Annotated in this window: 16 protein-coding genes and 1 pseudogene; 7 read left to right on the top strand and 10 right to left on the bottom strand. The window is 63.6% G+C overall.

Features of this window, described 5'->3' with window-relative positions:
- Positions 1–9: 9 nt before the first annotated feature.
- On the bottom strand, positions 10–1,233 hold the full coding sequence (locus C1H69_RS14690) for a DUF1835 domain-containing protein (protein WP_102654119.1): 1,224 nt from the start codon (positions 1,231–1,233) through the stop codon (positions 10–12).
- Positions 1,234–1,497: 264 nt separating this feature from the next.
- Between C1H69_RS14690 and C1H69_RS14680 the strand changes: the two genes are divergently transcribed.
- The 5 genes and pseudogenes from C1H69_RS14680 (at position 1,498) to C1H69_RS24180 (ending at position 3,679) form a co-directional block, all read left to right on the top strand.
- Positions 1,498–2,178, top strand: a complete 681-nt coding sequence (locus C1H69_RS14680; protein ID WP_102654117.1) for a 5'-methylthioadenosine/S-adenosylhomocysteine nucleosidase — start codon at positions 1,498–1,500, stop codon at positions 2,176–2,178.
- Positions 2,179–2,289: 111 nt separating this feature from the next.
- The gene (locus C1H69_RS14675; RefSeq protein ID WP_102654116.1) at positions 2,290–2,628 is read left to right on the top strand and encodes a helix-turn-helix domain-containing protein; all 339 of its coding nucleotides are present in this window, start codon (positions 2,290–2,292) and stop codon (positions 2,626–2,628) included.
- A 117-nt stretch (positions 2,629–2,745) separates the two neighbouring features.
- Positions 2,746–3,078, top strand: a complete 333-nt coding sequence (gene hmuQ, locus C1H69_RS14670) for a heme-degrading protein HmuQ (protein ID WP_102654115.1) — start codon at positions 2,746–2,748, stop codon at positions 3,076–3,078.
- A gap of 232 nt (positions 3,079–3,310) precedes the next feature.
- Positions 3,311–3,394: pseudogene (locus tag C1H69_RS24615) on the top strand (hypothetical protein); the annotation flags it as partial.
- A gap of 6 nt (positions 3,395–3,400) precedes the next feature.
- The gene (locus C1H69_RS24180; RefSeq protein ID WP_240609961.1) at positions 3,401–3,679 is read left to right on the top strand and encodes a hypothetical protein; all 279 of its coding nucleotides are present in this window, start codon (positions 3,401–3,403) and stop codon (positions 3,677–3,679) included.
- Between the two features lie 23 nt (positions 3,680–3,702).
- Here C1H69_RS24180 and C1H69_RS14655 read toward each other — a convergent pair whose 3' ends face one another.
- The 3 genes from C1H69_RS14655 to C1H69_RS14640 all read right to left on the bottom strand — a co-directional run bounded on the left by C1H69_RS14655 (position 3,703) and on the right by C1H69_RS14640 (position 5,096).
- Positions 3,703–3,993 carry a type II toxin-antitoxin system RelE/ParE family toxin gene (locus C1H69_RS14655; protein WP_102654114.1) on the bottom strand — a complete coding sequence of 97 codons (291 nt, stop codon included), beginning with the start codon at positions 3,991–3,993 and terminating at the stop codon, positions 3,703–3,705.
- A complete protein-coding gene (locus C1H69_RS14650; RefSeq protein ID WP_102654113.1) occupies positions 3,981–4,259 on the bottom strand; it encodes a CopG family ribbon-helix-helix protein in 279 nt (92 codons plus the stop codon). The genes C1H69_RS14655 and C1H69_RS14650 overlap by 13 nt, the downstream gene beginning before the upstream one ends.
- A 411-nt stretch (positions 4,260–4,670) precedes the next feature.
- A complete protein-coding gene (locus C1H69_RS14640; protein ID WP_102654111.1) occupies positions 4,671–5,096 on the bottom strand; it encodes a GFA family protein in 426 nt (141 codons plus the stop codon).
- 223 nt (positions 5,097–5,319) lie between these two features.
- Between C1H69_RS14640 and C1H69_RS14635 the strand changes: the two genes are divergently transcribed.
- Positions 5,320–5,490 carry a nucleoside phosphorylase-I family protein gene (locus C1H69_RS14635; protein ID WP_205738494.1) on the top strand — a complete coding sequence of 57 codons (171 nt, stop codon included), beginning with the start codon at positions 5,320–5,322 and terminating at the stop codon, positions 5,488–5,490.
- A 254-nt stretch (positions 5,491–5,744) separates the two neighbouring features.
- Here C1H69_RS14635 and C1H69_RS14625 read toward each other — a convergent pair whose 3' ends face one another.
- The 4 genes from C1H69_RS14625 to C1H69_RS14610 all read right to left on the bottom strand — a co-directional run bounded on the left by C1H69_RS14625 (position 5,745) and on the right by C1H69_RS14610 (position 8,618).
- Positions 5,745–6,020: a HepT-like ribonuclease domain-containing protein gene (locus tag C1H69_RS14625; protein WP_102654110.1), complete on the bottom strand. Its 276-nt coding sequence runs from the start codon at positions 6,018–6,020 to the stop codon at positions 5,745–5,747.
- A gap of 47 nt (positions 6,021–6,067) precedes the next feature.
- A complete protein-coding gene (locus C1H69_RS14620; RefSeq protein ID WP_240609960.1) occupies positions 6,068–6,709 on the bottom strand; it encodes a LysE family translocator in 642 nt (213 codons plus the stop codon).
- Between the two features lie 59 nt (positions 6,710–6,768).
- A complete protein-coding gene (locus tag C1H69_RS14615; protein ID WP_102654109.1) occupies positions 6,769–7,599 on the bottom strand; it encodes an AraC family transcriptional regulator in 831 nt (276 codons plus the stop codon).
- Between the two features lie 86 nt (positions 7,600–7,685).
- On the bottom strand, positions 7,686–8,618 hold the full coding sequence (locus C1H69_RS14610) for a LysR family transcriptional regulator (RefSeq protein WP_102654108.1): 933 nt from the start codon (positions 8,616–8,618) through the stop codon (positions 7,686–7,688).
- Positions 8,619–8,723: 105 nt separating this feature from the next.
- Between C1H69_RS14610 and C1H69_RS14605 the strand changes: the two genes are divergently transcribed.
- Positions 8,724–9,551: an SDR family oxidoreductase gene (locus C1H69_RS14605; protein ID WP_102654107.1), complete on the top strand. Its 828-nt coding sequence runs from the start codon at positions 8,724–8,726 to the stop codon at positions 9,549–9,551.
- Positions 9,552–9,584: 33 nt separating this feature from the next.
- On the opposite strand, the gene nfsA is transcribed toward C1H69_RS14605, so the two are convergent.
- Complete coding sequence (gene nfsA / locus C1H69_RS14600) at positions 9,585–10,316, bottom strand: oxygen-insensitive NADPH nitroreductase (RefSeq protein ID WP_102654106.1); 732 nt, start codon at positions 10,314–10,316, stop codon at positions 9,585–9,587.
- A gap of 184 nt (positions 10,317–10,500) precedes the next feature.
- Positions 10,501–11,883, bottom strand: coding sequence for an efflux transporter outer membrane subunit (locus C1H69_RS14595; RefSeq protein WP_205738493.1), 1,383 nt, complete (start codon positions 11,881–11,883; stop codon positions 10,501–10,503).

The following is an 11,883-nucleotide window of genomic DNA, read 5'->3' as shown; positions in this document are numbered from 1 at the left end:
CCGCTGCGGCTATCCTCTACCCTTTCGCGGAAAAACCCGAATACCGCCAACCCAACGCTCATTGGTGGTGATATCTAGCCATGAGCGCTGCCCTTTCAGGATGGCCCGACCCAACTCCGTAATGGCGAGTCGGCGATGAGGCCATTCCCGCTGGGTGTCACTGATTTCGAGAGCCGGTTGCGGTGCGCTGATCAGCGGCTGAAGCAGCCACCAGAACATCAGGTCGCCCAGGTAAGGCAGCGGCTCGTACTCGCGCATCAGATAGGAAAACGCCTTACCCACCGGCAGCGGGCCATGGTCGCGTACGATGTCGAGGGTGAGCCTTTCCGTCAGCCCCAGGCCGGTGTCCGGCGCGGGCAGTTCCTGCAAGTGACGGGCTAGCGCCCGCCCCATCATGGGCAGGGCCGGGGTGCCGGTGGCGATCAGGGTTTCCAGTGGCGGGGAATGGTCTGCCGTTAGGGCCTCCCAAGCGCGTGTGCCAAGTTCAAGCAGCGGTGTTTCCACTGGGCGGCGCTGCCGCCATAGCCAGGCCAACAGGTCCGGGGAGAGTTGGCCGATGCCGATGAAGCGCTCCACGCCAGGAATCGACTCCACCGCCACCAGCTCTATCCTGGCCCGAGGCGGGTTCGCCCGCAGACGATGCAGCAGATAGGCAAGGATCAGTTGGTCGTAGCTGTCATGCTCGAACCACAGCACCACCCGCTCGTAGCGCTCCAGGTCGTTCAATGCCGCGTAGCCTTTGCGCAGCCGCGCCAGGGCATCTCGTTCGGCCATGCCTGAGACGTCCGCCAGGAAACGCGCCCGCAGCCGCATCAGTTCTTCGGACGGGAGGTCGCACAACGGTCCGACGCAGTAGGGGTCGGAGAACTCCAGGAAGTCACCCTGGAAACCGGCGGTACGCAGGGTGTGCTCGATATCCGAGCCACAGCGAATGTGCAGTGTGACCATGTCGCGGTCGCCATGATCGATCACCAGGCGTCGCGAGGCGTCGAGCGATTCGATGTGCGCCTTGAGCCTGGTCCAGCTGGAGAAGCCGCATTCGCGGGCAATCACGAACTGGGCATCGGCGAGTCGCAGGGGCGCCTCGCGGGGTGGTATGTGGCAAAGCATACGTGCCAGGGCGTCCGGTGTGTCGGCGCGCGCGGCCTTGAGCAGTTCCTTGGCACGCTTGCGCTGCTGTTCGAGGTTGAAGCGGCCGTGTGTCATGGCGTCACGCCGGGAGAGCGTGGTCATACGATTCCCTCCATGCGCCTGTGTCCGCCGGGCAGGCCGGGAAGTCGTATGGTATCAGTCGGGGTGAAGCGATGGGCGCAGCCCTTTCCGCGGACGGGGACGCCTGTGCGGCGCAATCCTTAGCCTCTCTGGAAAGCGCCACGGTGTCAATCGGGCTGGGGGGCTGGACTCGGGACGAACTCGTCGAGCCAATCGACTGATAGGCAGACACCATTAAGGCAGTACACTGGGACGAAGCACCCCATGGCAAGGCAAGCAGCGTCGATGAATCACTCCACTACTCCTCACTCCCGGGCCGATGCATTCGGCGAAGCCAAGCTGACGGGGCTGGGCGGCCGCGACATCCTCTTCGTGATGGCGGCCGACGCCGAATACGGCCCGCATCTCAAGCAGCGTTTCGACCCTTTCATGACCGGCGTTGGCCCCGTCGAGGCGGCCGTCGAACTCACGGCTGCCCTTGCCGCCCTCGCCCAGCGCGAACGCCTGCCTGATCTGGTGGTTTCGCTGGGGTCGGCCGGCAGCCGGGTTCTCGAACAGACCGAAATCTATCAGGCGACCTCCGTTTCCTACCGCGACATGGACGCCACCCCGCTGGGTTTCGAAAAGGGTGCCACACCTTTTCTCGACCTGCCGGCGACAGTTCCTCTGCCGCTGCGCATTCCCGGCATTGGTGAGGCCACGCTGTCGACCGGCGCCAATATCGTCTCGGGCTCGGCCTACGACGCCATCGCCGCCGACATGGTGGACATGGAAAGCTATGCCTGCCTGCGCGCCTGCCTGCGCTTCGAGGTACCGCTGATCGTGCTGCGCGGCATTTCGGACGGCAAGGCGGAACTGCACCACATCGATGACTGGACGGAGACTCTCCATGTCATCGATGAGAAGCTGGCCTCCGCCGTCGACCGCCTCGGCGAGGCGCTCGCCGAAGGCCTGTTGGAGCGCTGACTGCTGGTGGAATTGGCGGGGCTGCATGGCGAAAACGGCACACCTGATGCCGGGCGAGTGAAGCCGCATTATAGTATCGATAACGCCACAAACCGATACTATACTGTCGGAATGAAAACCAGACACGTCACCCTCAGTCCCCAAGCCTCCCTCTCGCTGCGCCTGTTCGCCGGGTTGATCGAGGAGGGACGGCTACGCAAGGGTTGGACCCGAGACGAGCTCGCCGAGCGGGTTGGCGTCGGCGTGGTCACGATCCGCCAGGTTGCCAAGGGCTCACCCAAAGTGGCCATCGGCACCTACTTCGAAGCGGCGGCGCTGGTCGGCGTCTCACTTTTCACCGACAGCATCGACACCCTGCGGCGCGAGCATTCCACCCAGTTGGAACGGCTGACGTTGCTGCCCAAGCGCGCCCGCCGTCAGCAGCAAGGGCCCATCGACGATGACTTCTAGCCAACGCGCCTATACGAGCAGCGAGCGTCCCGACACACCCCGCCTTGCCCACCGCCAGTGAAGGTGTCATCGTCATCTGGATACCATTTATCCGCCTGACCACAAGGAGCAAGCACCGTGTTCATCGCCATGAACCGTTTTCGGGTCAACCCCGAGAGAACGGACGAGTTCGAACAGATCTGGCTGGAGCGGGAGACCCATCTGCAGGACCTGCCCGGTTTCGTCGAGTTCCACATGCTGCGCGGCCCCGAGAAGGAAGACCACGTGCTCTACGCTTCCCACACCATCTGGCGTTCGCGCGAGGACTTCGAGGCCTGGACGCACTCCGAAGCATTCCGCAAGGCGCACGCCAATGCCGGCCAGAGCAAGCGCGAGGGGCTCTACCTCGGCCCGCCGAACTTCGAAGGGTTCGAGGTCATCCAGACGGTCGGCAACGCGAGCAATGCCTGAGGCCATGGGACGGGAGGGGGTCGAAGGATGAGCGCGGTACAGCGCACGCCCCCCGGTGGTTTCTCCAGGCAGCCCTTGGCCAGGGTACGTTCGATGTCGGCGAGAGCATCCTCCAAAGTCTGCAGCGGGATATCGAGAAACCAGGCCAGCCAGTCGCTGAGATCCGTCGTGCCACGCTGGCTGGTTTCGAGCACCCGGTAGTAGTCCTGGCGCTTGCACCTTATGAGCCGAACTGTCAGCCGATTCGGCTCATGGGTCAAGCGAGGCCCATCTGCCTGAAGCGCTACTCGACCGGATCAAGATCGAGGCCAACAAGCGCGACATGCCCTATCAATCCTTGATCAAAGCTTGGCTTGCGGATGGTGCCAACGACAGAAAACCTTGGTTTTCTTTACATGATGATCTCATGTTGGCAGCCATGCCAAGACTGGATACCCTGCCACATAGGTATGGCAAGCAAAGGATAGAGACATGTCTCTTCACGCCCCCGACCAAGACCTTTGCCGAGGCCGAGCGCCTGACGGCGGGTATCGAGGTGGACCTCGCTGAGGCGCTTCCTGAAGACCGTTTGGGAGCCACGCGAGACTGTGGCGGTGAGTAGGCACGCTATCGATTGCTTGCCCGTCAGAAGCCGGCTTCTCTCTGGTGACGGATGGCCAGTACCACCACAGCGTCCCCATCGAGACGGTACCGTGCGATGTAACCGCTATCACCAAAATCAATCAGCCAATCCCGGTATTCCTCGGGTAGGTCATCAATCGGGCGGCCGATATGTGGGAATTTTCCAAGCTCTTGGATGCCCTGAATGATCGCCTTAGCGGCTCTCTCGGCTGCTGCTGGATTCTTCGTCCGTAGGAACTCACGCAGTCGCTCCAGATCCCGGACTGCTGCCGGGGAAAAGATCACTTGTGGCATGTTGGGGCCGACACCTCATTATCCTTCCCCCAACTGACCAGCCACTGCTCCACTTCGTCAGCGGTCGCATGCAAGCCAGTCGCTTGGTAATCCTCCCAAGCGTTGAGCGTGTCCTGCCTGAACGCCTCTCGTCTTTCCTCTCGCTCCACATACTGCTCAATGGCCTCACGCATGAGCCAGTGTGCCGAGCGCTGACGGGCGTCGGCCAGATGCTGCACCCGCCCTTTCAGATCGTCGTCGAGTTTGATGGATGTTGGTTTTGCCATGCTGACCTCCGTAGCAAAAGGTATTACCTATAACTACTATAGATCGTGTCGACTAGTCTGTCGATGGCCACCCCAAAAGAAAGAAATCATCCCTTTTATTTACATAGAAAGATCACGATGTCTCTCCGTTCTCTTCCAACCACTTGCGAATGCTGGCCACCGCACCCTTGTCAGTATCGGAACCTGTCAACCTGATTCAGACAGAACGTTAAAAATTAACGTCGATTTTGCGGCAGTATCGTCTGCCGCCGACAACCGGACCGTTCCTTCGCGTTTCCCACCTATCGACTTATACGAGCGTGTTGCGGCACCTGACGACTGGGACCTGCTCCAGGAGCTTGAGGGAGAAACCTCGGCCAAGGTATCTCCCGCTATGTAACTTTGTCACTGATAGCACCTCCCGACAGGGCTTCAATGAGCGGGAGGTGCGCGCCGGTGCGGGCATTTTTCCTCAACGCGACCCGTAGCGTCACGATCACGCTCGTATCGTCTCGTGAACGGAAACGGCGGTAACCAGGACTCGCGACGGACGATCCAGCTTTCATAGGTTGGCACCAGTTGGTCAGGGGCATCCAAGGCTCCCAGATGCACTTCGATTTCGCCTGCGGTGAGTGCGAAAACGGACGAACCGCAGCGGGGACAGAAAAACCGCCCGGCGTAGTCGCGTGTTTCGCCATCGATCGTCACCGCCTCCAGGGGGAATACCGCGGAAGCGTAAAAAAGAGCCCCATGATGCTTGCGGCAGTCGAGACAGTGACAAAGGCCAACCCGGTAGGGGCGCCCCGTCGCCACAATCCGGACGTCACCGCAAAGGCAACCGCCCGTGAATCGGTCCATGCTGCGCCTCCTCTAATCTTGATGACCTCCGGTATTGCGAGGCGCTGCCGCTTTTGGTGGCAACGCCGTGTGCAACCAGCAGGTTATCGCCCGCTACGGTCATCCTCTACCCTTTCGCGGAAAAACCCGAATCGGCCTTGCCCAGAAGCAGTGGACACCCCATTAAGTCAGTACACTGAAACGACGTATCCCATGGCAAGGCAAGCAGCGTTTCGACCCTTTCATGACCGGCGTTGGCCCCGTCGAGGCGGCCGTCGAACTCACGGCTGTCCTTGCCGCCCTCGACCTGCCGGCGACAGTTCCTCTGCCACTGCGCATTCCCGGCATTGGTGAGGCAACGCTTTCGACCGGCGCCAATATCGTCTCGGCGCGGCGATTACCAAGGGCCAGTTGACGCGCTGACCGCTGCGGTATCAGAAAAGGCCTAGACCGCCAGGTACGGCTCCGCCTCGATGTCGAGCTTGGCGAAGCAGATGTGCGGCTCCAGCTCGGCGGCAGCCTGGGCAAAGCTTTCGTAGGTTGGCATCAGTTGGAGTGGCTGACATTGCTGCCCAAGCGTGCCAGCCGTAAGCAGGAAGAGCCCTCTGGATGATGACTTCTAGCGCGACTTACCATGAAGCAATGGCCCCATAGCACGGGGTGATGTGTTTATTGCTCGCCCAACTTTTGGGTTTTGATCACAAGTAACTGTTCCAACAACTCGGGAATATTATCCTGAATGATGCTCCAAACGGTATCGTCATCAATCCCCAGATAGGCATGTATCAGGCGATTCCTGGTGGCAACGATCAACCGCCAGGGTATTTCCGGATACTGCTGACGAACCTCATCGGGAATGCGAGTTGCCGCTTCACCGATGAGCTCAAGATTACGCAGCGTAGCGTCGTAGGTAAGGCTATGGGAGGTGAAGCTCTCCTGATCCAAACCTTCAGTATAAAGACAGGATTTTCTCGGCGAAGCCTAGCTATCCATTACACGCACAGCCCGCAGCTTGTGGCAGGTGTAGTTGCGGTTGATGCCAGCGGCAGCCACACGTGCTCGTAGCCGATGGTGATCGCGACCCACACCAGCAGCGCCGCCATGGCGAGGCTGAAGCCCTTCAGCAGCCAGGGATTCGCGAGGCGCTGGCCAACCAGGGCGCCCATCAGCGCGTAACTGCCGGGGGCACCGAAGGCCAGCGCGGCCAGCCCGAGCGACCAGAGCAGCAGGCTTATGCCGTGGATGCCGGCGGCGGGGAATTGGATGGTGGCGATCGGCAGGGTCGCGATCATGGCCTTGGGGTTGCAGAGCTGCATGATCAGGCCATCGCGGAAGCTCAGCACGCGCGGCGTGTGCCGAACCGCACCGAGGTCGATGGTGGAGCGGGCGACCTTGATCGCCAGGTAGAGGATGTACCCGCACCCCACCGCCCCCACCACGGCGAGCATGTCGCCGCGCACCCAGGCCGCCCCAGCCCAGCCGAACAGCAGGAATAGCGTGAGCATGGCCAGCCCCACACCGATGAAGAAGCCAAGCGCTGTCTTTGCCTGGCCGTTGAGGCCGGCGTTCAGGCCGAGCAGGTTCACGGGCCCAGGCGTGTACATGACGCCCAGGGCATAGGCGACGATCTCCATGGGAGTCTCTCCGATAGATGGTGCGTTGTGGGTAGCCGAACGGCCGGGATTTCGGGTCGCTACGTCACGCTGCGCTGGTATTGGTAGGGCGTCTTGCCGTAGATGCGCTTGAAGCGGCGATTGAAGTGGCTGAGATCGGTAAAGCCGTAGCGGAAGGCTACTTCGATGGGCGCCACACCGGCCTCCAGGGCGCCGCGCGCGGCATTGACCCGGCAGCTCAGCACGTACTGGTGCGGCGTGATACCGAACTGCTGCCGGAACAAGCGCAGGAAGTGGTACTTGGAGAGGTGAGCGGCCTGGCTGATCTCGGCCAGCGAGAGATCCGCCTCCAGGTGCGCGAGGATGTACTCCTTGGCACGCAGCAGCAGCCTATCGGGGCGGCTCACCCTGCCGCTGGGCTGGAACTTGCCGGCGCGTTGCACCAGGCGGGTCGCCATGCGATGCAGTGCGTGCTCCTGGTCGATGCGCGTGCCCTGCCGGTGGATCATCCATTGCGCCAGATCGAGGATGGCGTGGCGCAGCTCGGGGTCGGCCAGCAGGGTTTCGCTGCCGTGGAACCGAGCGGCACGCTCGCACCCCACCGCATCGGCGAACGAGGCCTCGAGCTGGGCGGAGGGCACATAGATCATCACGTAGCCCAGCGTGGTGTCGTCGCCCGGGTGGCCGTCGTGCACCTGCTCGGGGTTGAACTGGATGACGTTGCCTGGCGGGCTGCGGTGAAACTCACCGCCGCTGAAGAAGTCCTGACGCCCGGCGAGGGTCACGCCGAAAGCGTACTCCTCGTGGGCGTGGCGGTCGTAGCTGAAGTCGCTCAGCGACGCCTGGAGCACCGTGAGTTTGGGTATCTGCCGGCTCTTGTAGTAGTCGAACCGGCTGGATTGCTTGGCCATGCCACACCTCCCTGAGCGCCACTATGGCATAGCTTAGGCCCAGCCCAAGGCGGTAGCTTGGACATTATTGCGGAAATGGCTAACGGCTATCGGCTATCGGCGGCCTGAGCCATGCACATACCAGCCTGAACATCTGGCACCTTCAGCAGCTCGATGAAGGCACGCAGCGCCGTGGGCACGTGGCGGTGTCCGGGATAGTAGAGCATCAGGCCGGGGTACGGCGGGCTCCAGTCTTCCAGCACGGCAACGAGCTGGCCCGATGCGAGCCGGTCACGCGCCACGACGTCGGGCACGAAGGCGATACCGAGGCCGTCGGCCGCCGCCTCGGCCATGAGGTCGTTGTCGTCGAGCGTCAGCGTACCGGGCACGTCGATGACGATCTCCTGCCCTCGCCGTTCGAATTCCCAGCGGTAGCGTTTTCCGCTGGGCAGCCGCTGGCGGACGCAGTGGTGCTTGTGAAGATCGTCGGGAACGCCGGGCGTACCAAAGCGGCGCAGGTAGTCCGGCGAGGCCACCGCCAGGAAGCGCATGGCGCCACCCAGTTTCACCGCGATCATGTCCTGGGGCACCGCCTCGCCCAGCCGCACCCCGGCATCGAACCCTTGCTCGACGATATCGACGAGCCGCCCTTCGCAGACGAGATCGAGTTCCACCGCCGGATATTGGCGCAGGTAAGCGGGGACGACATGTGCAAGCAGCAGCCGGGCCGCCCCCTTGCTGGCATTGATACGCAGCACACCGCTGGGTTCGCCGCGGTCGTCGGCCAGGGTGTCCAGCGAGGCGTTCAACTCCCTCAGGGTAGGCGTTATCCGCACCAGGAATCGGTTACCGGCATCGGTGAGGGAAACGCTGCGGGTGGTGCGGTGCAACAGCCGTACGCCGAGCTGTTCTTCCAGGTTCCGCATTCGGTGGCTCAGTGCCGAGCGCGAGACGCCAATCAGATCGGCCGCGCGCCGGAAGCTGCGCTCGGCGGCCACTACCGCGAAGGCGTCCAGGTCGGCCAGAGTCGGCTTGATCATTGGTGAATTCCTCTCACTTATTCATGCCATATTAGACGACTTCTTCTTTCCAATCGGAAGCGCCACCATGGATTCGTCAATTCACCCGAAGGAAGGAACAGAACGATGAGCAAGACATGGTTGATTACCGGAGCTTCCACGGGCCTCGGCCGGCTGATGACGGAGCGCCTGCTGGCGCGCGGCGACCGCGTGGTCGCCACGCTACGGCGTGAGGGCGTGCTCGATGAACTGCGAGAGGTACATGGCGAACGCCTCCTGGTGCTGACACTCGACCTTACCGACGTGCCGGGGATCCGCGAGGTCACCCGCCAGGCCTTCGCCCAGATGGGAAGAATCGACGTGGTGGTATCCAACGCCGGGTATGGCCTCTTCGGCGCCGCCGAAGAGCTCGGCGACGCACAGATCGACCACCAGATCGCCACCAATCTCACCGGTTCGATCCAGTTGATCCGCGCGGTGCTACCCCACCTGCGCGCCCAGGGCGGCGGGCGTATTGTGCAGGTCTCCTCGGAAGGCGGGCAGAAGGCCTATCCCAACTTTTCGCTCTACCACGCGACCAAGTGGGGCATCGAGGGCTTCGTCGAGTCGACGGCACAGGAAGTGGCCCCGTTCGGGATCGACTTCATCCTCGTCGAACCGGGCCCCACCGCGACCGATTTCGCCTCCGGGCTCGTGCAAGGCACACCGATGGATGTCTATGACGCAACGCCGGCAGGCGATATCAAACGTGCCTTGGCAGACGGCAGTTTCGAGATAAAGGGCGATGCCGCCAGAACGGTAGATGCCATGATCGCCGCCGCCGACGAGGCGACGCCGTCCTTGCGGCTGGCACTCGGCAGCTCGGCGTATACGGGCATCAAACAAGCCCTTGAAGAGCGGCTGTACGCCCTCGAGGCACAGCGCGACGTGGCCTTCTCGGCCGATGTGGGGTAGCGACGATCCCCAGCCGGGCGTCGGCGCCAACCGCTATTTCATCTCGAAGCCACGCTTGGTCAGGAAGTCACGCATATGGGCGCGTAGCTTGCTGTCGAACAGCGGGGTCAGGTTCCTGGACCAGTTGGAGTCCTTGTTGCCGCCCTTGCGCTCACCGTAGTAGGCCTGCATGGCCTCGTCGAAGGCGGCTACCTGTTCGCTGTCGTCGATGTAGTGGTCCTCCTTGAGGATCGCTTCCACCGGCAGGCGCGGTTTGACGTCGGGCTCGTGGGCCGGGTAGCCGAGGCACATGCCGAACACCGGGTAGACGTGCTCCGGCAGCCGCAGCAGGTCGCTGATGGCCTGGGGGTTGTTGCGAATGCCGCCGATATAGCAGATGCCGAGCCCCTCGGATTCGGCGGCGATGGCAACGTTCTGGGCCATCAGGGCGGTATCCACGCTGGCCACCAGCAGTTGCTCGGTCATGCCGCGCACGACGTTGGCGCCGGTACGTTCGGAGGCTTCGGTGGGACGCTTCATATCGGCGCAGAACACCAGGAAATCGGAGGCGGTCGCGACGTAGGCCTGGCCGCCCGCCAGCTCGGCGATCATCTCCCGATTGGCCGGGTCCTTCACATGAATGACGGTGTAGGCCTGGACGTGACTGGACGTCGCGGCAGCCTGGCCGGCGCGAATCAATTCCCGCAGCAGCTCGGGAGCGATCTTCCGGTCGGTGAATTTGCGAATCGAGCGGTGGGATTTCAGCAGTTCGATGGTGGGATTCATGTCGCCTCGCGGAATGCCTGTCGATTGTTAACCGGCTTATTGTCTTTCATTCGGCGAAACATTGCATGTCCGCCCAGGGTGGCGGGAGCAAACCTCCAGATAGCCCACGCGCTGGCCATGCAAAAATAAGCCACCTATTCGGCTCGGCCCTGCAAACCGCCCATGATTTTCGTGAACCTGCCCGTCACGCCGTCTCGTTCCAGCCGCCCCCCAGGGCTCGGTAGAGGCCGACCAGCGCCTGCAGCCGCGCCAGGCGCAGCAGCCCGGTATTCTCCTGGGCCTGGTAGAGGGACTGCTGGGCCTCCAGCAGCGACAGCAGGTCGTCGGCACCCTCCCGGTAGCGCGTTTCCGCCATGACGAAGGCACGCAGGGTCTCGTCCAGCTCCCGCTCCTGCTGCTCGGCCTGGAGAGCCAGGCTCTCGATCCCGGCGAGCGCCAGGTCCACCTCGGAGAAGGCCTGCAGGGTGGTGCCGCGATATTGAGCCAGCAGCTCCTCATAGCGCGCCTCGCTCAGTTCGCCCTGGGCACGCAGGCGGCCGCCATCGAATACCGGGCGGGTCAGCGATGCCGCCAGGCCATAGAGCGTATCGCCGCTGAGCAGCTCGACGAACTGCTCGCTGCGGGTGCCCAGCGAGCCCGTCAGACGCAGGCTGGGGAAGAAGTCGGCCCGGGCGGCGGCGATGTCGGCCACCGCCGCCGCCAGCCGCGCCTCTTCCCGCCGGATGTCGGGACGCCGCACCAGCAGTTCCGAGGGCAACCCGGCGATCACCGCCGGCACCTCGAGATCCACCAGTTGGGTCGACACCCGCACCTGCTGCGCCGGTTCACCCAGCAGCAGCGCCAGGGCGGCAACGGCTTCGCGCTCCTGCTGGCGCAGTGGCTGCATGGCGCCGCGCTGGCGCGCCACCTGCCCGCGCTGGCGAGCCAGATCCAGCGGTGCGGCAGCGCCGCTGTCCACTCTCGCCTCCACCACCCGCAGCACCTCCTCGGCCAGTGCCAGGTTGAGCTCCGCTATCTCCAGCCGCTCGCGCAGCGACAGCAGTTGCAGGTAGGCGTTGGCCACCCCGGCGGTCAGGGTCAGGGCCACGGTCTCGCGGTCGTAGGCGCTGGCCAGCAGGCTTGCCTCGGCGGCATCGCGCCGGGCGCGGTTGCCACCCCAGAAGTCCGTCTCGTAGCTGGCTCCCAGGCTCAGTCCGTAGTTCTCCGAGCCGCCGCCCTGGCCCACCACGCCGCTGCGCCCGGCCTCCAGGCCGGCGTCGACGCCAGGCAGCAGCGCCACCCCGGCGATACGCGCCTGGGCCTCGGCCTGCCGCAGCCGGGCCGCCGCCGCGGCCAGGTCGGGGCTGTTATCCTCGGCACGCCGGATCAACGCCTCGAGCTCACCGCTACCGAAGGCGCGCCACCAGCCGGGTTCGGGCCAGGCGGCGCTCGCCTGTTCACCGGCATGTTCCCAGGTCTCGGGCGCCGTGGCGCCGACGGGCGGCTCGGGAACGGCGGGCAGGCCGGAGCAGGCGGCAAGCATCAGGGACAGGCCCAGGGACAGCAGGGGAATTCTCAGCGACGTCAT

This window comes from Billgrantia endophytica (assembly GCF_002879615.1).
GTDB lineage: Bacteria > Pseudomonadota > Gammaproteobacteria > Pseudomonadales > Halomonadaceae > Halomonas > Halomonas endophytica.
The sequence above is the reverse complement of the archived record's forward strand: the minus strand, read 5'-3'. Positions and strand labels throughout refer to the sequence as shown.